The organism is Pedobacter superstes (assembly GCF_037622515.1).
Lineage (GTDB): Bacteria > Bacteroidota > Bacteroidia > Sphingobacteriales > Sphingobacteriaceae > Paradesertivirga > Paradesertivirga superstes.
In genome coordinates this window covers 328,413-347,929 of the sequence record NZ_JBBJCN010000002.1, presented here as the reverse complement: position 1 = coordinate 347,929, position 19,517 = coordinate 328,413, and the positions used below count along the sequence as shown (strand labels likewise).

Genomic DNA, 19,517 nt, shown 5'->3' with positions numbered 1-19,517 from the left:
TTAAAACCGACAGAACCGGAGTATGAAAGTTGTTATTGCTGAAAAACCATCTGTAGCACGTGAACTCGCTAAAGTATTTGGAGCTACAACAAAAAAGGATGGATTTATTGAAGGCAAAAACTATTCTTTTACCTGGGCTTTTGGTCATTTATTACAACTTGCACCACCCCAGGATTATGGTTTTTATGGCTGGCGGGCACAACACCTGCCAATGCTTCCACAAAAATTTAAACTTGCTGTAAGAAAAATAAAAACCAAAGATGGCATAGTTGAAGATCCTGCGGTGCGGAAACAACTGGATACCATCAAAACGTTATTTGATTCTGCTACAGAAATTATTGTGGCAACGGATGCGGGGCGTGAAGGTGAATTAATATTCAGATACATTTACTACTATCTTAAATGTAAAAAACCTTTCAGAAGATTATGGATTTCTTCACAAACTGATCAGGCGATTAAAGAAGGCTTCAGAAATCTTAAACCGGGTACAGATTATGACACTTTATTTTATTCGGCTCATTGCCGTTCAGAATCTGACTGGCTGGTAGGCATGAATGCTACCCAGGCACTAAGTATTTCTGCCGGAAACCGAAGTGTTCTTTCGCTGGGAAGAGTTCAAACCCCTACACTGGCAATGATTTGTGCCCGCTATCTTGAAACTAAAAACTTTGTTCCTCAACTTTTTTACCAGGTTAGTATTCAATTGTCCAAAAATGGTCAGCTATTTAAAGCCATTTCAGTTGAGAACTATAAGGATAAAGAAAAAGCACAAGCTGTATTTGATAGAGTATTGGACGTTGCATCAGGGCATACAAAAGGTGGGACGATTGTTAATGTAGAGGCCAAAACGAAAAAGGAACCGCCGCCATTATTGCACGATTTAAGTAGTTTACAACAGGAAGCCAATAAACGTAAAGGGTATACTGCCGACCAGACACTAAATATCCTCCAAAATCTTTACGAGGGCAAGCTGATATCTTATCCGCGTACAGGAAGTCGTTACATTGGCGATGATGTCTTTGCAGGAGTTCCAGCGTTGATAGAAAAGCTTCGTAATCACCCGGATTTCGGAAAACACGCAGAATTTTTATCTGGTAATCCTTTAAACAAAAGAAGCGTAAATGCGAAGAAAGTAACCGATCACCATGCTATTTTACCTACAGGCGAGACTCCAAATTATCTGTCGGAAGATAAACAGGCTGTTTATAATATGGTCATCGGCCGGATGTTGGAAGCCTTCCATAAAGAGTGTATTAAAGAGTTAACCAAAATTAGTATTGAGTCTGGGTCTAAGTTTGTGGCCAATGGAAATGTAATTCGTTCTGCTGGCTGGCGTTCTGTTTATAATGAAACAGATGATGAGAAGACGGAAGATGAAAATGCAACTTTACCGAAAGTAGAAAAAGGAGAACTGCTTCCTGTAGAAAACAAAGCCCTGTTGGAGAAACAAACAAAACCTAAACCATTATTTAATGAAGCCAGTTTATTAAAAGCTCTTGAAACCGCTGGAAAGGAAATTGAGGACGAAGAATTGCGTTATGCGATGAAAGACGGTGGGCTTGGAACTCCTGCCACCCGGGCTTCTATTATTGAAACGCTAATAAAAAGGGAATATATTGTTCGCGAGAAAAAGAACCTCGTTCCGTCTGAAAAAGGTTTAGCCGTTTACGAAGTGGTTAAAGACAAAAAAATCGCACAGGCAGAATTAACCGGCAGCTGGGAAAAGCGACTGGAGGAAATTCGTTCGGGGGCCTCTGTGCAGGATTTTAAAGAGGAGATAAAAGCTTACACCAAAACAATCACAGCTGAACTGTTGCTTGCCGGAAAGGGTTTAGCTGGAATTGGTGCTTCAGAGAAAGTAAAGGTTTAAACTGTTGTAATGATCTTTCTAATTTCCTTAGACTTTTTTTTCTGAGTTATTCAGGATCAACATAATGCATCATATTCTACTTATAAACAGTTACTCAGATCGTATTTTTCTATAATAATTTCCGGTTTTTTTCTTTTTTAAATTTAACCACCTCAAGCTCATTCTGTTAAAACCATCTTCCATAATGCGATGTTAAAACATTATTCTATTACTAAACATCTACATTATGGCAACAAGAGGATCAAAGTCTGAGAGGGGGGAAGTGAATTCTTCTCAGGAATACGAAGTGAAATATCTGGCAGAAAAACTTGGAGTGAGCAGCCAGGCAATTGGGGGCGCAAAAAGAGCCACAGGTTCTAATGATCGTAAGGTGATCGAAAAGTACATAAAGGACAAAAGCAAATAGCCGCTGGACATATCCTTTTCACTCTTGTTATTCGACGCAGAAAAAACCCTGAGCTTTTCTTGAAGGTTTTTTCTGCGGAGGATGACAATTTCATAAGGTACTTGTCGTTTCTATGGTCCCTTAAAAATAAAGGGAGGCAAGATTCCTTCATCAATTTAAAAACCTAATTATTTATCGGGTCAAACTTTGCGACTATTTCAATTAATGTTGATAGGTCAAAAGGTTTTTCCAGAATCGCATCGCAACCGTAAGATCCTAAAGAATATAAAATTTGAGGATAACCTGAAATAATAATAACGGGGATGCCGGCTGTTTCCGGATTCGATTTTATTTGGTGACAAAGTTCGCCGCCATTTATTTTTGGAAGAATATAATCCATTAGAACCAGGTCAGGCTTGTGTTCTCTAATCAACCCTGAAATATTGTCTGTATTGTCTATAGCTATTACTTTATAATTGTTTAGAGCTTCCTGAATAACATTTCTTATTGCGTCGTCGTCTTCTATGAGTAAAATACAGTTCATTTTCTCCTAGAATAAAAAGTGTGATAAATAATCATATTGTGTGTATTTAATAATTTCTGAACAACAGACTTCAATCCATTTAGTTTTGGATTCGATGGTTGAAGACATTGTTACAGAGTAACACTTTGATCATTAAAGAAATAAAAACGGCTTTTTTTAAATAAATGGAGAAATCGACTTTCTCCATTTATTTAAAGCTTATTTAGAATCGTGTGCCTACCGTTAAAAATACTCCACTGCGTGTGGTTTTAAAACTGGCGACCGGAGATATGCCAGTATTAAGCGTATAGGGACTGATTTGAGAGTTAGCAGAACTTGATTGATAAGCAAGGTCGATATTGATATTTCCAAACCTGTAGCCTCCGCCAATTGAATAGGTTTGGATGTCCAAATCCTGATTGGAATTTTCAATAGGTGAATCGGTTAATGAATATCCTGCTCTGACAAATAAAGTGGGAGTTGCTTTGACTTCAGCTCCAATTTTATAATTGGTAGCGTTTTTATAATTATTAACAATAAAACGATTATCGTCATTAAATTGATTTGGTGTGTAGTCTTTACTTTCCAGTTCAATAGAGCTGTAGTCGACAAGTTCAATTTCGCCGGTTAAAAAACCTATTTTATTTTGAAACAGAGATGCTCCCAGGCTGAATTTTGCAGGAGTTCTGAGCCCGTATGTTAAATCGTAGTCGGCAGTTTCAGAGGTAACTCTCTGATCCTGGAAACGGGGATTATCAGTTAAATTAGTAGAAGTACTTTCACTATACGAATCATCAATAGTATACCAGTTCGGTGACTGAGCTGTAGCTCCTATTCTGAAATATTGATTCGGACGGAAGATGACTCCCAGTTTCATGTTGAAACCCGAACCTTTCGCTTCAAATCTCTGGTAATAATTATTGTTATAATTTTCCGAATAATTACCGTTAGCATCAGTATAGGAGAGTGTGCCGTTTTCCGTAAAAGTATTATCAGAAGAATACTTTAGTCCCAATAAGCCAATGCTGGTGCCTATATAAAATTTATTACTAATATTTATGCCTGCTGAAAGATTGAGTTCTGATTGAGAGCCATTTCTAATGATTACCTCATCCTGTACTCTGTCAGCATTTGTTGCTGAGACATAATTGCCTCCGCTTGGAATGATTAGATTCGCTTTGTCCGCCGCATCTTCCAGGCTGCCATCGACAAGCGCGCCTGAATATCCGTTAGCAAGATCTGCATAAAAATTTGCTACAGAGCTTTGGGTATTGGGTGCCGTGAACATGAGCTTGTTTCCAAAATCATTGGTTTTGTTATAGCCAATTCCGAAGTTTAAACTTATTACACCTGTTTTAAGATCCTGTCCCCTGGGTTTTCCCATACGAACAAAAAAAACAGCCCCCAGATTATTCAGATTAACTTTTCCCCGGCTCGCATTCATGCTTTCGCCGAAATAAGAACCTTTTGAAGAGTATTGCATTATTTCTGTTGTCAGAGAGAATTCTGAACGGGTAAATAAACCAAGGCCGGCAGGATTTCCGCCAATAGAGCTTATATCACCACCAACAGCAGTTTGTGCACTGGCGAGCCCTTTTAGCCGGGCTGTAGAACCAAATTGATATTGAGAAAATCGTAGTGCGTCAGCATAATATCCCTGAGCGTAAGTGTCCTGATTAACTGCGAATGCTGCAATTAACAAAAGTAAATATGTATATCTCATTTAGTTTCCTCCTCTTGATGGACGACCACTTCCTGAACCGCTACTGCCGCTGCCGCTGCTACTGCCGCCGCTATTACTTGGTGGAGGGGTGCTTTCCCTGGTAGTTGGGGGTGGTGTATACCGTTCTGCCGGGGCCGGACGCTCTGCACGGGCGGGAGGAGTTCTCGTCGGAGCGGAGTTAGTACTGGCTTCTCTTTCTCTTTGTGTAGTGGCCGGAGCAGTTGGCCTGGGCCGGGTGTTACTTTGAGTATCAGAAGGTTTATTATTGTTATTGTCTCTGCTAATTCTGTCTGTTCCAACTGGTGCAGAACCTCTCCGTCCACCACCGGTTATAACTGTTCCGCCTGTAGAGGGTTGGTAGGTATCATTTCCGCCGCGGTTGGGTCTTGGTCTGTAATTAGGATTGTCGTAATTCCTGTTAGTGCCTCTGTAATATCCTCCGGATCCATAACCATATCCCGGATAGGTATTGTAGTAAGAATATGGTCCCCAAAAACCATTATTATAACCAGAACCGTAATATCCGTAATAATTATTGCTGTAATAGTTATTATACCTTGAAGTTCCTATCCATAAGGATACTCCCGGCCTAAATAACCATGGGTCATAGAAAAAAGGATCATATGAATAAGTGTACCATGGGTTATAGCCGTAGGAATAACGGTAATCATAATATGGTCTGTAAGGAGAATTGTAATAAAAACGATTTAACCTTGATGAATATGTATAGTCGTCATAATATCTTTCCTGCGAATAACTGTTATCTCCATAAAGCTGTTCGTCGGTACGATAAGTTTTATCCTGTTTATCAGTTTGAGTTTTTACTACTACAGGTGCAATTTCTTTGGCCTGAGCTTCAGTATAATAAACGTCGTCATTACTATCAGTTTGCCGCGCAAGCTGAGTAGTTGAGCAGGAACTCAGCAAAAATGCTGAAACTGCAAAAACCGGTAGTAGTAATTTTTTCATTGCGTTATGATGTTAGTTTATAAAGTGTGTGTGCGCTTATAACTAATGACGAAATCAATATGAAATTGGTTGCATCAATAAATAAAATACCCCGACTACTTTTATAACTTTGCCGCATAAGTATTTGTGTGACTAAATTACAAATAAATCTTTAAAAAAACACTATGAGTAAGGGTATTACAAGCCGAAAAGAGGATTATTCTCAATGGTATAATGAACTTGTTACAAAGGCTGATCTGGCAGAACATTCGGCCGTACGGGGCTGTATGGTTATAAAACCTTATGGATATTCCATTTGGGAGAAAATGCAGGCTGCTTTGGATAAGATGTTTAAAGATACCGGCCACTCCAATGCGTATTTTCCGCTTTTTATTCCAAAATCGTTCTTTTCCAAAGAAGCCTCGCATGTAGAAGGCTTTGCCACAGAATGCGCTGTTGTTACCCATTATCGATTAAAAAATGATGGTAACGGAAATATTATAGTTGATGAAGATGCGAAACTTGAAGAAGAGCTGATTGTTCGTCCTACATCCGAAACCATTATCTGGAATACATACAAAGGCTGGATTCAATCCTATCGGGATTTGCCAATTTTGGTTAATCAATGGGCTAACGTAGTACGTTGGGAAATGCGTACCCGTTTGTTTCTTCGTACCGCCGAGTTTTTATGGCAGGAAGGGCATACTGCTCACGCTACTCAGCAGGAAGCGATTGAAGAGGCTGAAAAAATGCTTGATGTGTATGCTGATTTTGCTGAAAACTGGATGGCAGTTCCCGTTATAAAAGGTATTAAAACAGCTAATGAACGCTTCGCCGGAGCCCTGGAGACTTATTGTATTGAGGCCCTGATGCAGGATGGAAAAGCTTTGCAGGCAGGAACTTCACACTTTCTCGGCCAAAATTTTGCTAAGGCCTTTGATGTTAAATTTACCAGTAAGGAAGGTAAACTTGATTATGTGTGGGCAACTTCGTGGGGTGTTTCTACACGATTAATGGGTGCTTTAATTATGGCTCACTCTGATGATGCCGGATTGGTATTGCCTCCAATGCTTGCACCCATCCAGGTTGTAATAGTGCCAATTTATAAAGGTGACGATGAATTTAAAGCGATTTCTGAAGTAGCGGATAATTTATCCAAGGAGCTTAAAGCGAAAAACATCTCAGTGAAATATGATAACAGAGATACTCAGCGACCTGGTTTCAAATTTGCCGAATATGAACTAAAGGGGGTACCTGTAAGGGTAGCTTTAGGTGGACGGGATTTAGAGAACGGAACGGCTGAAGTAGCAAGACGTGATACTAAGGAAAAAGAAACCGTAAACAGGGAAGGCTTAGCAGAAAGAATTGAAAAATTACTTGAAGATATTCAAAAGAATATTTACCAGAAGGCGTTTAGCTTCCGTGAAGAAAATACTACAGAAGTAAATTCTTATGAAGAGTTTAAAACTATTTTAGACACGAAAGCAGGATTTGTTGCCGCACATTGGGATGGTACACCAGAAACTGAGCAAAAAATTAAAGAAGAGACAAAAGCTACTATACGTTGCATACCATTAAATAACAAGCAGGAAGCAGGGGTTTGTATTTATAGTGGTAAACCTTCAGTGCAAAGGGTTTTATTTGCCCGGGCTTATTAGACGGCATTTGTCAAATTCGATAAGGGAGATATCTTCAGCAATTTGTGTGAGATTTCTCCCTTTGTGCGAAATGATACAGCGGAAATAAATACAGTAATGTATGGTGGGCACATTACTATACAATATGTAAGGCGTTTGTCATATCGAGGCAGAAGATATAATTTAGCCTGTTGCCAGCGTATATAAATGAAAAATATATTAAACGATATTTTAAAAAATTGGAAAATAAGTCAAAAGTTATCAGAGATTTAAGAATAATAGGTATTGCAGAAGGTATTAGTTTTTTAGTGCTTCTGCTGATCGCTATGCCTATTAAATACATTTTAGGAAACCCTTTGCCCGTGAAATATACAGGCTGGGCACACGGAGTTTTGTTTATAGCCTACGTGTTTGCAGTTTTGCGCGCCGCATGGAGCTTAAGATGGAACTTAAAGAGAACCGCTTTATTTTTGGCAGCGTCTTTAGTGCCCCTTGCCACGTTTATTTTAGATAAAAATCTTAAAAAAGAGCAGGAGGAGTTAGATTTAAAGGTAATCGGCGAGCCATTGCAAAAATAGGGTTCTTGAATAAATTAGTATTCAGTTGATTAGTGACAAGGCATGAAGGTTTCAAAGCATTGGCTTAAAGCACTGAATATTAAATGATTATAAATCAATCGATCAACAATGCTAACTCTGCTTACTCAGCGCTCTTAAATTCCGAAGTAGTATGAAACTCTACGTCCGGGAAATCGCGTTTTGCAAGGTTAATTGCCCAGTCGTTATCAGCAAGGAATACAGGATTTGAATCTTTATCGTAGGCAATGTTGGATGCTCTGCGGTAAACAATATCCTGTAACCCTTTTTTGTCTGAACAGGTTATCCAGCTTGATTTCTTAAATGTAAGCGGGCGGAAAGCACATTTAGCGCCATACTCGTTTTCTAAGCGGAAACTGATTACTTCAAACTGAAGTTCACCTACAGTTCCGATTATCTTACGGTTGCCAGGCTGCTGAACAAAAAGCTGCGCTACACCTTCTTCAGTTAACTGCTGGATACCCTTTTCCAATTGCTTGGTTTTCATTGGGTCGCGGTTTTCTACCTCTTTAAAAATTTCGGGAGAAAATCTTGGAATTCCTTTAAACTGTAATTTTTCACCTTCCGTCAGCGTATCGCCGATTTTAAAGTTACCGCTGTCATATAAACCCACTACATCTCCGGGCCAGGCTTCTTCAACCAAACTTTTTTCATTGGCCATAAAGTCCATAGGATTAGAAAACTTTAACTTTTTTTCTAAACGGGTATGGTAGAAAAACTTATTCCGTTCAAACTTCCCGGAGCAGATTCTTAAAAAGGCTATTCTGTCCCGGTGATTCGGATCAAGGTTGGCGTGTATCTTAAATACAAAGCCGCTAAAGTTTTTTTCATTGGCAGAAACAATTCTCTCTTCAGCTTCCCGAACAGTAGGACTTGGCGCAATATTGATGAACGTATCCAGAATCTCCCGGATTCCGAAGTTGTTGATAGCACTTCCAAAGAAAACGGGTGCCAGTAATCCTTCCAGATACATTTCGGTATCAAGAGGACCGTATATTCCTTCAATCAATTCTAAATCTTCCGATAGCTTTGTTAGCTCTTTATCCTTAAGATATCTTTGTAATAAAGTATCTTTCAAGTCCTTAACCTTTATTACCGGTTCCGTTACTTTAGCTTTATCGGGTTCAAATAGGTTTAGCTGATTTGCATAAATATTATACACCCCCTTAAACGTATATCCTTGTCCGATAGGCCAGGATTGAGGGCAGACACTTATTTTTAGAGTGTTTTCGAGATCATCCAAAAGGTCGAAAGCATCCTTTCCTTCCCGGTCCATTTTGTTGATGAAAATAATTACCGGCGTATTACGCATCCGGCATACTTCCATCAATTTCTGGGTTTGCTCTTCAACTCCCTTCACACTGTCGACAACCAGAATTACACTGTCCACTGCGGATAAAGTTCTGTACGTATCCTCAGCAAAATCTTTGTGACCAGGCGTATCCAGAATATTTATTCGCTTGCCCTTATATTCAAACCCCATAACAGAAGTAGCCACGGAAATTCCCCTTTGCTTTTCAATTTCCATGAAATCTGAAGTAGTATTCTGATTGGCCTTATTTCGCTTTACAGCCCCGGCAGTATTTATGGCACCTCCAAAAAGCAAAAACTTTTCTGTTAATGTGGTTTTACCAGCATCCGGGTGGCTAATAATGGCGAAGGTTTTTCTTTTTTCTATTTCTGGATTACTCATAAATGTCTTGTGATGGAAGAATGAAGCTTTGCTAGAAAAACAAAAGCTGAATATTTTGTGCACTCTTCATTGAGCGGCAAAGGTACTATTTTTTAAGAATCCCCGAAAGGGAATCACATGCATAAAATTGGAGCTTTTAAAGGGGGCTGGTTGAATTGACATCGGTCCATTTTTCTTCGGAGAGCTTCTAGTGCTATTGAAAACAGATTGAATGAATAATGGTTCTAATCTTACAATATAACCGTTATGGAAGAATTAAAAGTTATATCAGGAAATACTCCTGACGAGGTATGGCAAAATATCGGGAAAGATCTGGAAGTCGATCCTAACCTGATAGAGTATAGTGTTATTATTGAACACCTGGGTCATTCGGTCACTTTTGATATTGATATTGATTTAGGCGGTGGTTTTGAAGGGGGGTACACCCTTACGCGGTTTACTTCCAATTTAAAACGCTTTGATGATTTTCGATTTAATTTACATCGGCAGGATTTTGTTGACAGCATCGGAAAATTATTTGGAATGGAAGATATCCTTATCGGTTATCCGGATTTTGATAAAGAAATTGTAGTTAAATCAAATGATGAGGAGCGAATAAAAGATATTTTATCGCTCTCAGAAGTTCGGGAGACTATACAAACTCTACCGGATTTTAATTTTCATATCGGACACCACAATTCCTCCAATACAGAAGTTGAGTCGGCTTTTTTAGAGCTTAGAATAGATGATGGTATAACAGATCCTGAAAAACTTCGACCCATTTATAATGCTTTTCTGATGGTTTTGGATAAAGTAGATTTGGATAGTAATCCAAATACAAAATATATGTAATTTGCTAATTGTATAATTCAATCTTAAGCCATTATCAAATGAATACTGAACAAGCTTTTCTGGAATCTATTAAGTTAGGGTATACTTTTAAAGGAGAGAGTTTGAAGATAGGCACCGCTATGTTAAATACCGGGGTGATTGCCGGGGCCGATGTGTTTTTACCTCTTAAAACAATGAACCGACACGGTTTAATTGCCGGAGCGACGGGTACAGGAAAAACCAAAACATTGCAGCTGTTAAGCGAAGGCTTAAGTGATGCGAGTGTACCCGTTTTACTTCTTGATGTTAAAGGGGATTTAAGTGGTATTGCCATGCCGGGAAGCAGTAATTCTAAGATTGAAGAGCGATGTCAGTTATTGGGGTTGAAATATGAACCCCTGGGTTTTCCGGTTGAGTTGCTCAGTTTAAGCGATGAGAAGGGAGTCAGGCTGAGAGCAACGGTAAGTGAGTTTGGCCCGGTTTTACTCTCTAAGATTTTGGGCTTAAATGATACTCAGGGTGGTGTTCTGGCAATGATTTTCAAATACTGTGATGATAACAAGCTGCCATTATTAAATCTTAAAGATTTTATTAGAATACTTCAATTTGTTGCAGGCGAAGGTAAGGATGAACTGGAAAAGTCTTATGGACGCATCTCGACAACTTCAACAGGAACTATTTTAAGAAAAGTAATAGAGTTGGAACAACAGGGAGCAGATGCATTTTTTGGCGAAAAAAGTTTTGAGGTTGATGATTTAATGCGTATTAATCAGGAAGGTAAAGGCATGATCAATATACTGAGGGTAACCGATTTACAAGACAGGCCTAAACTATTTTCTACTTTCATGCTTCAGCTCCTGGCAGAATTATATGCCACTAATCCTGAAGAGGGAGACTTAGAAAAGCCTAAGCTTGTGATGTTTATCGACGAAGCACATCTTATTTTTCAGGAGGCCAGTGACGCACTGCTGCAACAAATTGAAACGGTCATCAAATTGATCCGGTCTAAAGGGATTGGCATTTTTTTTATCACTCAAAACCCAATGGATGTGCCTCCAAGGGTTTTAGGCCAGCTGGGGATGAAGGTACAGCATGCACTTCGGGCATTTACAGCTGTAGATAGAAAAGTGATTAAACAAACTGCTGAAAATTATCCGGATACTGAGTTTTATCAAACCGATCAACTTATAACTGAGCTTGGAATAGGAGAGGCCCTGGTTACGATGCTAAATGAAAAAGGCATTCCGACACCGCTTGCGCATGTAATGCTGGCGCCTCCAAGGAGCAGGATGGATGTGTTGACAAGTTCTGAGATTGATTTGATCGTGAATCAAAGCCGTTTGGCTAGTAAGTATAATCAATTGATTGATTCTGAAAGTGCATATGAGATTTTAAATGCGAAACTCGAAGAAGCGGCTGTCAGAACTTCAGAAATGAAGGAAGAAAAAATAAAATCTGAAGAGAAAGAAGAGAGTTTTTTTGATAACCCCATTGTCCGAAGTGCCGGTAGAACAGCTGCAAACATAATTACCAGGAGCTTACTGGGCGCTTTAGGCTTAGGCGGAAGAACCAGAAAGAAAAGCATATGGTAAATGAGTTGGTTTTTATCTGTTAGGAAGCCTATCACAAAAAACAGTCTTTTTTGTATAAAGACAAAACAGTCTTTTATTTTAATTCAAAGTGCCTATCTTTGAACTATCGATGAGTATTTTTTCAAAAACTTGTGAATATGCTATGAGGGCTGTTTTTTTTATAGCTCACAGAACTGCTTCAGGCGGCAAAGTGGGCATAAAAGAGATTGCGCTTGGAATCAGTTCACCTGAACATTTTCTGGCGAAAATTTTACAGGATCTGAGCAGGAGAGGCATTGTTTTATCGACTAAAGGACCCAATGGAGGATTCTATATGGATGCACCATCCTTAAAAAGACCTCTTTCTGATGTTGTTGAAGCTATTGACGGAGATGGGATATTTGTAGGATGCGGCCTGGGTTTGGAGTACTGTTCTGAGGAAAATCCATGCCCGATACATCATCAGTTTAAGGATATTCGAAATCAGATTCATGACATGCTTCAGCATACAAGCATCGAAGCGTTTAATGGTGATTTGAATTTAGGAATTACAGCACTCAAAAAATAAAAATTTTTCCATATAAAAAGATAAAAAGGTATTAATATTTTGTAATGCCCGAATACAAAAATAAGACGAATAATGCTAAAACCGGATATTTCAAATCTTGACGATATAATTTTATTCGTAAATGATTTTTATAATAAGGTAAAAGAGGATCCATTAATTGGTCCTGTGTTTAATGATGTAATAGACGAGTGGTCGCACCACCTTGAAAGGATGTATAAATTTTGGAACGCCGCTTTGCTTGGTGTACCTGGTTTTACAGGGAATCCTTTTGCCAAGCATGCGCCTTTACCTATTAATGTCATTCATTTCGAGAAGTGGCTGCTTTTGTTTAAAGAAACCATTGATTTGAATTTTGAAGGTGATATGGCTAATGAAGCTAAGTATAGAGCGGAATTAATGGCTGCAATGTTTTTAAAGAGGCTGGGGAATATGAAGGGCGGCTCCGATAAGGTATTGTTATGAAGCATTAAAAAGAAATATCAATATATCAAATGCAGACGGTAACGATTACAGTACTTTGCGACGGGAAGACCTACACTATTACAACCTTTCCTAATGAATACCGAAATCTGATGGTGCTGATTTTCGACAAAATCTATGTTGAAGAGTTTGGCGAGTGTTTGGGTATGGGTAAATGCGGTACCTGTTTAATTGAAATTATTGAAATGCCACTATCATTATCATCTTATGATAGAAATGAAGAAACTACAATTAATAAAGCTGGAATTACAAATAAAAACGTTCGCTTATCATGTCAGATATTGGTAAACGAGATGGTGAATGGTTTAAAAATTAAGGTTGTAAAACCTGCTGTTTAATTTAAACGGAGTAAATTTTTGAAAGTAAAACTTTTATAGAATTATAGTATTAGATTATGAAAGATGGTCCTTTAAATTTGCTTAGTATTGAGATGTAGAGAAATCAAGCATGAGAATTTTGCTGCCTTTTATGAAGAAAATTTTAAAAGAAAAATAACCAAAAACTAAAATTATGAAAAAGCAATTATTAACACTTTTTACCGTAACAGCAATTCTGGCATCGTGCGGAGGAGACCAAAAAGTTAAGGACACCCAGGATACAGAAACAGAGACTGAAACAACATTGGAGGAGAGCGTTGAGGCAAATCCTAATTCTGTTGAACTCACTGGAAATGATCAGATGAAATTCAATGTTTCAGAAATCAGAGTGAAAGCCGGTGAGCCGGTAAAGTTAACATTGAGAAATGCCGGAACCATAGTTAAAGAAGCCATGGGGCATAATTTCGTTTTGTTGAAGAATGGAACTAATGTAGAGGAGTTCGGTAAAGCATCCATGAATAGTAAGGAAACGGATTATATTCCTGAATCTATGAAAACTTCAATAATAGCACATACCAAATTATTGGGACCTAATGAGTCTGATACTATTACATTCACTCTTGAAAAAGGTGAGTATGATTTTATTTGCAGTTTCCCGGGTCATTACACTACAATGAGAGGAAAGTTGATTGTTGAATAATCGAATTTAATATTTAAGTTTTGTTGTTTAAAGATGATGGGTGGAAACGCTCATCATTTTTTGATAAGGGTAGTTTGTGATCCTTGGGTAATTATGTTTTTGAATTATAATGATTAGATTTTTCGCTGCCAAGCGCTTTAGCATAGCCCATTAAACTACACCAAATACGCTTTGTTATCCGACAATAGGAGAACCTCCTGAGCATCTCGTCTTAGATTCATGCTTGCTTCGAAGGCATGGCTCAAAATGACAAAGCGCTTTAGCATCGTCCGTCAAACTTCTACACCAAATGCACTTTGTCAATTCAACTCTAGGAGAGAGCGTCAATTTTAGTAATTTCTATAAAAATCACTGATCTTAGCGGTTATTTGCTGATAAATGGGTTGGGTGAATTGAATAAACAAGTCCTGAGGTGAAGGCGGAGGCACATCTTTATTTTTAATAATTTGTTGATGCTGTTTTTCTAAAGCGCGCTGATCACCATTATAATATCCCCATTGCGATTGCCAGACAAAAGCTCCCGGTAATTTTTCCTGGCTTATTACCCTACGAGTATTTGCGTCAATAATTCTGAGGTCAAGCAGCCCCTTTGATTCAACAGATCTGGTAAATATGTGCACGGTTGCTTTGGCCTGGCCATAAACTTTACGAACCTCTTTTTTTACACCTTGTGCAGTATTTTGCGAGGGGGAGTTGTCAGATCCTTGGCAAGAGCCAATTTTATCGCCATGATCCATATGTGCTTTCAATCCACTTTCTGCAACTGTAATGGTTTGAGAGTTACCAGATCCCGGAGCGGTATGACAAATCGTTACTTTAGTTTCATTTGACCCTCCATTTCCGGAACTATTCCCTGTAGTTTGTCCGGAAGTATTTGTTTGAGGAACTTCAACTTCATACGTTGCCAGTACAATACTGTCTTTAATAAGCTGAGTTTCTTTTTCATGCATGTAGGTTTGTCCAACTACAAAATCATCAAACTCCAATTGAAGAATCTGATCCGGCTTAGTTATGCCTAAACGCTTTGCCTCCTTCGTTGTGTAAAACTTAACAAAACGATTAACAGGTGCCTGGAGCAAAAATTCATTAATCTTATTGTCGAAAAATTCGTTGCTGATTTTTAAGGCCTGACTATGCATCGGAATAGGTTCTACAACCACTCTGATGGTCGCATAATATTCCGCGTCTTTAATTTTTTGTTCGGAATCTTTATAATTTCTTACCCAATTATTCGCCTCTGTAAAATGGATAAAAGCATCTCTTGCCTGATTCCGGTCACCATTTTTTCCTTTTTCAAGTGCGATTGAACCGGCATCAAATCTTTCTGAAGCAGCACCTAGCCGGGCACGTTCATATTCGAAACTGTAACTTTCAGGAGCGGGAACAGCGGCTAAACAAGCAGGGCATCGGGATATTTCCTCATATAGATTTATAAGACTGGCGTACTCACGGGCTATGGGTTCCCATTTAAAACGGTCGTAGGAAATTTCCATGTTTTTTATCCTGTTCAAATGCCATTGTTGAGCTAATGGATAAGTTTGTTTTAATATTTCAAGTGTCTTTTTGTGGTCTGTATTATTGCGTAATCTTTTAACTGCTTTGAATACAGCGTCGTCGTAGTTTCCCTGTTGCATTGCTTTTTTTCCTGATGTACAGGAATTTATAAGAAATACAATAAAGATTAAAAATGTAAAGGATCTTATCATAAATAGGTATTGAAATCTAAAGTTTTTTAAAGAAAATCTGGTCGTTAAAATTAGCGTTTTACGTATTTGGAGCAAAAAATGTTGCATTTTTAGAATCTCTGGGTCATTGTATTAGATATAAATGAAATAAACAGAATTTATCCTCCGCAGAGTAAAACAAATCAGAGGTTTAAATCCTTGAAAATTTAATCTTTAGATGTATAAGCGATTTTTAAAGGTTAAATTTGTTTACAACTAAATTTGATAGTATGGATACCATGACCACTCTTTCGGAAGTACTAGATAAACTCAAAAAAGACGGCTATACCGTAGATTTTAACGTGGGCGAAAATTCTCTGAAATGCAAGGGCAGTTCCTTACAAATTCATCCCGACGAATTTGTAGTTGATAAACATTACCGGTTTGAAGGAGAATCTGATCCGGCTGATGAGGCTGTGGTTTATGCTATTTCTTCCGCTAAACACAATGTAAAAGGTATTTTGGTCGACGGCTATGGAATTTCCAGTGATGAAATAACCAATGATATGGTAAAGGCATTGAAGGATAATACTTCATTAACATAGAGTTTTTGCCAGAGAAGAATAGTACAAGTTGAATTAAAGGCCTTATTCAGGTTTTTAGAAGTTCGTATTTAATTAATTGATCCCCGGGTAGGCTGCGTTTAATTTTCGCTGTTTATCCTCAAATGATTGTGGTGTGCCAGTTCTGGACTCCCGAAACAAAACTTATCCCATTTGTTTAATTAATAAGCTGCCTTTTAGAAACCAGGTTTAAAATTCCATGGATGAAGAATTCTCAAAAGTAACAAGTTTAACTATCGATCAACTAACAGGGTTTGCTATTAGCCTTGGGATCGGTTTTTTGATCGGAATGGAGAGACAATTTTCTAAAGAGGTAAAAGAGGACGAAGAGCAGTTCGCCGGCGTGCGAACTTTCACTATGGTTTCTATCTTCGGCTATATTACTGCCTTCCTTTCTGCACATTTTGGGCAATGGTTATTTGGAGTAGCATTGTTTTGCGTATTCGTATTTGTAATTGTATCCTATTTTAAAATTGCCAGCAGTCCGGGGAATAAAGGCGGAACGTCAGAAATTGCTACGATTATTACTTTTTTACTGGGTGCCATGGTGTTTTTAAAATTCATCCTGTTTGCCCTTGTTATTACGGTGGTCGTTTTGTTGCTGCTTGCATTTAAACCTTCATTGCATGGGTTTGTGCAAAAACTAAATAGGGAAGAACTTCTGGCTATCATTCTCTTTGTCGTGATGTCGGCTCTGGTAATTCCTTTTTTACCGGATAGTAACTTTGGGCCCTATAAACTTTGGAACCTAAAAGAAATCTGGAAAATGGTAGTTCTTGTATCCGGAACCAGTCTTTTCGGATATATGATAGCAAAGATTCTGGGAAATAAAGGGACTATGCTTGCAGGAATTGTTGGAGGTTTGGTTTCGAGTACATCTGTGGCATTAGCCTTTTCTCGCAAGAGCAAAGAGAATAAATCGGGAGCCAGCGCTTTTTATTATGCAATGGGTATAATCAGTGCCTGTACGATTATGTTTCCGCGTATTCTTTTTGAAGTTTATGTTGTTAACAAAACTTTGGCACAGCAATTATGGATACCTGTAGCTGTAATATCCCTGGCAGGATTTGGAGCGGCATATTTAATTTATAGATTAAATAAAGGTAAATCGCAGGCAGGCGGGATCAGCCTTAAAAATCCTCTTGATCTAAGTACCGCAATTAAATTTGCCATGTTTTACGCACTTATACAATGGCTGGTGAAATATTGCGGGGAGAACTTTGGCGACAATGGAACTTATCTGGCAGGAGCCATTTCAGGTATTACAGACGTAGATGCAATTACTTTGTCTATGGCAAAGATGGCAAATACTCAGGAGGCTTCTAATTTAGCGATTAACACTATCCTTATCGCCGCTTTGTCGAACACCCTTGTAAAATTCATAATTGTATTAATACTGGGAAGTTTGGAATTGCGTAAAATAGCTTTTTGGGGGTTCTGTGCAATATTCATAAGCGTATTAGCATACATTCTCTTTTTGATAATATGATTGAACTCATGGTCTGATTCTTGACAAAAGATTTAAGAAATGCAAAGGGAGCAGGGAAAGCTTTTTTACCTTTTTGGTAGTCTGCGAAAATTCATAAAAGAGAGACATAAAAGCTTTATCTCAACACAGTTACATAACCGGATTTTTTAAAGAACTGTAGTTTTTCATCGCCTTCAATTATCCAGTAATAAACCCCGGAAGGTACGTTTATATTTTCTTTGAGGCCATCCCAATAGTCATCGATATCAGATGTTTGGTAAATTACCTGTCCCCAGCGATTAAAAATTTTTAGATTCTTTATTGCAATCTTATTCTTTACTACAATAGTAAATACATCATTTATACCATCTCCATTAGGTGTAAATGCATTGGGAATAAAAAAATCGGGCAGAGTTATGCTAACGTTAACCTGTGCAATACTCGCGCAACCTTCACTATTCTCCCCTTTAATGTAAAATGTTCCTCCGCGACGGATTTTTGACGGTTCCTTTAACCCGACTGTAGCTTCAGGGTTTGACCAATATGAATAATTTATGCCTTGTTCTGCAATAAAAGTTTTGGTTAGATCAAAGGACTCTGGAAATGAGAGGGTTGGTGGCTGAATGATACTAATGGGTTTCAATTTAGTTAACGTAACAACAACGGGCGATATCATGGTACAACCTGAGGAGCTTTGCCCTTTGATATAATACGTTCCATCAACCAGTATATGTTTGGGATCGGGTAGGGGCACACTGGCTTTCGGATCCTTCCAGTAGGTGTAAGTCAGGTCGGAACTATTACCCACCGTTACAGAGGTTGAAGTAATGTCAATTGACTTACATTTTTCGGGTGGATTATTAACAGTCATGTACATGCCGGTTATTGTGGTGTATAAGGTTTGGGAGCAACCCAATCCCGCAAAAGGCGTTAGATTTACACCTATTACAGTTCCTGGCTGAGGTGCCGGAGAAAGTTTCAGCTGATCTCCCGAGCCAAGTGATTCTGATGTAGCTGCGTTAAACCAGTTATATTGAGAGAAACCCGGTATTGTTGTAAGGGTTATTGCATCCGTGTCAGGGCAGGTAATATTTCCCAGAATTGGAATAGAGCAATTTTCATTAAAATCAATATAAGCGTATCCAAAATGCCTGCCGCGGCTGCAATCATTTGTAGTAAACTCTAAACGGATGGTTCGGCCAAGATAATTGGACAAATTAACCATTACCGGCGACCATGGTTTATATAAAATGGAATCACCAAATGAAATGGGTGCTGTTTCGAAACCAGGTATGCCTCCACCAAGGCCTGGTGCGGTAAATTCAAAAGAGCCGCATTCTGTAAATGTGTTTGTGCTTTCATCGATTACTCTGACCATAAATTTCGGTTGCTCATCAAACTCATGATCAGGATTTTCGAAAACTACTGCATAATTAAAAATTACAGAATAGGCCGGTACATTTGATGGGACATTTATAGTAAAGCTTATTGCCTCTGCACCGCGGCCATTGATTTCATTCCCTAATTTTATTACATAATCACTCCCATTGGGTGCATCAAGAGAAAATCCCCCGAAGGGATCTGTATGTCCTTTGGAAATCAATGTATGAGTACCATTCAGAGGCGATGATGGAGCAACATTTACTACTGCTGGACGCTGTACTCCAGGAACATTTCGCCCGGTTTCTGTAATATATCCTGTATAGCACTCCCAGTTATTTAGAGTGCCATTTTCAAATCCAATGTTTTGAGGGCATTCTGTTACAATCTGGCCATAGGCTAAGGATTGAGTGCATATAAAGCCACTTATTAACAAAATGTTTTTAAGCACCATGATAAGGCTGTGTCTAGGATACTCACAGGATATTAATAACAATTGGATTTATGGATTTGTGTTATATATAAATAAATCAATTACTTATGTGTTCCAAAATCGCGAAG

Annotated in this window: 18 protein-coding genes; 12 read left to right on the top strand and 6 right to left on the bottom strand. The window is 38.5% G+C overall.

Going from position 1 to position 19,517, the window contains the following annotated elements; translation table 11 throughout:
• Window positions 1-22: 22 nt before the first annotated feature.
• Together WG906_RS06810 and WG906_RS06805 are read left to right on the top strand one after the other, a co-directional pair.
• Window positions 23-1,870 carry a DNA topoisomerase 3 gene (locus WG906_RS06810; RefSeq protein WP_339991800.1) on the top strand — a complete coding sequence of 616 codons (1,848 nt, stop codon included), beginning with the start codon at window positions 23-25 and terminating at the stop codon, window positions 1,868-1,870.
• Window positions 1,871-2,096: 226 nt separating this feature from the next.
• The gene (locus WG906_RS06805) at window positions 2,097-2,276 is read left to right on the top strand and encodes a DUF3606 domain-containing protein (RefSeq protein WP_339991799.1); all 180 of its coding nucleotides are present in this window, start codon (window positions 2,097-2,099) and stop codon (window positions 2,274-2,276) included.
• 163 nt (window positions 2,277-2,439) lie between these two features.
• On the opposite strand, the gene WG906_RS06800 is transcribed toward WG906_RS06805, so the two are convergent.
• The 3 genes from WG906_RS06800 to WG906_RS06790 all read right to left on the bottom strand — a co-directional run bounded on the left by WG906_RS06800 (window position 2,440) and on the right by WG906_RS06790 (window position 5,470).
• Window positions 2,440-2,799, bottom strand: a complete 360-nt coding sequence (locus WG906_RS06800) for a response regulator (RefSeq protein ID WP_339991798.1) — start codon at window positions 2,797-2,799, stop codon at window positions 2,440-2,442.
• A gap of 202 nt (window positions 2,800-3,001) precedes the next feature.
• Window positions 3,002-4,501: an OmpP1/FadL family transporter gene (locus WG906_RS06795; protein ID WP_339991797.1), complete on the bottom strand. Its 1,500-nt coding sequence runs from the start codon at window positions 4,499-4,501 to the stop codon at window positions 3,002-3,004.
• A complete protein-coding gene (locus tag WG906_RS06790) occupies window positions 4,502-5,470 on the bottom strand; it encodes a hypothetical protein (protein ID WP_339991796.1) in 969 nt (322 codons plus the stop codon).
• Window positions 5,471-5,634: 164 nt separating this feature from the next.
• Here WG906_RS06790 and proS point away from each other — a divergent pair, with 164 nt between their 5' ends.
• Together proS and WG906_RS06780 are read left to right on the top strand one after the other, a co-directional pair.
• A complete protein-coding gene (gene proS / locus WG906_RS06785) occupies window positions 5,635-7,107 on the top strand; it encodes a proline--tRNA ligase (protein ID WP_339991795.1) in 1,473 nt (490 codons plus the stop codon).
• A gap of 218 nt (window positions 7,108-7,325) precedes the next feature.
• Complete coding sequence (locus WG906_RS06780) at window positions 7,326-7,664, top strand: DUF3817 domain-containing protein (protein WP_339991794.1); 339 nt, start codon at window positions 7,326-7,328, stop codon at window positions 7,662-7,664.
• A gap of 121 nt (window positions 7,665-7,785) precedes the next feature.
• On the opposite strand, the gene WG906_RS06775 is transcribed toward WG906_RS06780, so the two are convergent.
• A complete protein-coding gene (locus WG906_RS06775) occupies window positions 7,786-9,375 on the bottom strand; it encodes a peptide chain release factor 3 (RefSeq protein ID WP_339991793.1) in 1,590 nt (529 codons plus the stop codon).
• A gap of 246 nt (window positions 9,376-9,621) precedes the next feature.
• Between WG906_RS06775 and WG906_RS06770 the strand changes: the two genes are divergently transcribed.
• The 6 genes from WG906_RS06770 (at window position 9,622) to WG906_RS06745 (ending at window position 13,821) form a co-directional block, all read left to right on the top strand.
• Window positions 9,622-10,206 (top strand): hypothetical protein, encoded by a 585-nt coding sequence (locus tag WG906_RS06770; RefSeq protein ID WP_339991792.1) that lies wholly within the window; start codon window positions 9,622-9,624, stop codon window positions 10,204-10,206.
• Between the two features lie 38 nt (window positions 10,207-10,244).
• On the top strand, window positions 10,245-11,777 hold the full coding sequence (locus WG906_RS06765; protein ID WP_339991791.1) for a helicase HerA-like domain-containing protein: 1,533 nt from the start codon (window positions 10,245-10,247) through the stop codon (window positions 11,775-11,777).
• A 109-nt stretch (window positions 11,778-11,886) separates the two neighbouring features.
• Complete coding sequence (locus tag WG906_RS06760; protein ID WP_339991790.1) at window positions 11,887-12,324, top strand: RrF2 family transcriptional regulator; 438 nt, start codon at window positions 11,887-11,889, stop codon at window positions 12,322-12,324.
• Between the two features lie 72 nt (window positions 12,325-12,396).
• Entirely contained in the window at window positions 12,397-12,786 is a 390-nt protein-coding gene (locus WG906_RS06755) for a group III truncated hemoglobin (RefSeq protein WP_339991789.1), read from the top strand.
• A gap of 29 nt (window positions 12,787-12,815) precedes the next feature.
• A complete protein-coding gene (locus tag WG906_RS06750) occupies window positions 12,816-13,142 on the top strand; it encodes a ferredoxin (protein ID WP_339991788.1) in 327 nt (108 codons plus the stop codon).
• Between the two features lie 172 nt (window positions 13,143-13,314).
• Window positions 13,315-13,821, top strand: coding sequence for a plastocyanin/azurin family copper-binding protein (locus tag WG906_RS06745; RefSeq protein WP_339991787.1), 507 nt, complete (start codon window positions 13,315-13,317; stop codon window positions 13,819-13,821).
• Between the two features lie 329 nt (window positions 13,822-14,150).
• Here WG906_RS06745 and WG906_RS06740 read toward each other — a convergent pair whose 3' ends face one another.
• Window positions 14,151-15,527, bottom strand: coding sequence for a hypothetical protein (locus WG906_RS06740; RefSeq protein WP_339991786.1), 1,377 nt, complete (start codon window positions 15,525-15,527; stop codon window positions 14,151-14,153).
• A 224-nt stretch (window positions 15,528-15,751) separates the two neighbouring features.
• On the opposite strand from WG906_RS06740, the gene WG906_RS06735 reads away from it, so the two are divergent.
• Together WG906_RS06735 and WG906_RS06730 are read left to right on the top strand one after the other, a co-directional pair.
• On the top strand, window positions 15,752-16,090 hold the full coding sequence (locus WG906_RS06735; protein ID WP_339991785.1) for a phosphoribosylpyrophosphate synthetase: 339 nt from the start codon (window positions 15,752-15,754) through the stop codon (window positions 16,088-16,090).
• Window positions 16,091-16,307: 217 nt separating this feature from the next.
• A complete protein-coding gene (locus WG906_RS06730; RefSeq protein WP_339991784.1) occupies window positions 16,308-17,597 on the top strand; it encodes an MgtC/SapB family protein in 1,290 nt (429 codons plus the stop codon).
• Window positions 17,598-17,712: 115 nt separating this feature from the next.
• On the opposite strand, the gene WG906_RS06725 is transcribed toward WG906_RS06730, so the two are convergent.
• On the bottom strand, window positions 17,713-19,410 hold the full coding sequence (locus WG906_RS06725; RefSeq protein ID WP_339991783.1) for a T9SS type B sorting domain-containing protein: 1,698 nt from the start codon (window positions 19,408-19,410) through the stop codon (window positions 17,713-17,715).
• Between the last annotated feature and the right edge of the window lie 107 nt (window positions 19,411-19,517).

Bases quoted from the DNA above. Each gene is read 5' to 3' on its own strand.
- WG906_RS06810 (WP_339991800.1), top strand. From the start codon at position 23: ATGAAAGTTGTTATTGCTGAAAAACCATCTGTAGCACGTGAACTCGCT.
- WG906_RS06805 (WP_339991799.1), top strand. From the start codon at position 2,097: ATGGCAACAAGAGGATCAAAGTCTGAGAGGGGGGAAGTGAATTCTTCT.
- WG906_RS06800 (WP_339991798.1), bottom strand. From the start codon at position 2,799: ATGAACTGTATTTTACTCATAGAAGACGACGACGCAATAAGAAATGTT.
- WG906_RS06795 (WP_339991797.1), bottom strand. From the start codon at position 4,501: ATGAGATATACATATTTACTTTTGTTAATTGCAGCATTCGCAGTTAAT.
- WG906_RS06790 (WP_339991796.1), bottom strand. From the start codon at position 5,470: ATGAAAAAATTACTACTACCGGTTTTTGCAGTTTCAGCATTTTTGCTG.
- proS (WP_339991795.1), top strand. From the start codon at position 5,635: ATGAGTAAGGGTATTACAAGCCGAAAAGAGGATTATTCTCAATGGTAT.
- WG906_RS06775 (WP_339991793.1), bottom strand. From the start codon at position 9,375: ATGAGTAATCCAGAAATAGAAAAAAGAAAAACCTTCGCCATTATTAGC.
- WG906_RS06770 (WP_339991792.1), top strand. From the start codon at position 9,622: ATGGAAGAATTAAAAGTTATATCAGGAAATACTCCTGACGAGGTATGG.
- WG906_RS06765 (WP_339991791.1), top strand. From the start codon at position 10,245: ATGAATACTGAACAAGCTTTTCTGGAATCTATTAAGTTAGGGTATACT.
- WG906_RS06760 (WP_339991790.1), top strand. From the start codon at position 11,887: ATGAGTATTTTTTCAAAAACTTGTGAATATGCTATGAGGGCTGTTTTT.
- WG906_RS06755 (WP_339991789.1), top strand. From the start codon at position 12,397: ATGCTAAAACCGGATATTTCAAATCTTGACGATATAATTTTATTCGTA.
- WG906_RS06750 (WP_339991788.1), top strand. From the start codon at position 12,816: ATGCAGACGGTAACGATTACAGTACTTTGCGACGGGAAGACCTACACT.
- WG906_RS06745 (WP_339991787.1), top strand. From the start codon at position 13,315: ATGAAAAAGCAATTATTAACACTTTTTACCGTAACAGCAATTCTGGCA.
- WG906_RS06740 (WP_339991786.1), bottom strand. From the start codon at position 15,527: ATGATAAGATCCTTTACATTTTTAATCTTTATTGTATTTCTTATAAAT.
- WG906_RS06730 (WP_339991784.1), top strand. From the start codon at position 16,308: ATGGATGAAGAATTCTCAAAAGTAACAAGTTTAACTATCGATCAACTA.
- WG906_RS06725 (WP_339991783.1), bottom strand. From the start codon at position 19,410: ATGGTGCTTAAAAACATTTTGTTAATAAGTGGCTTTATATGCACTCAA.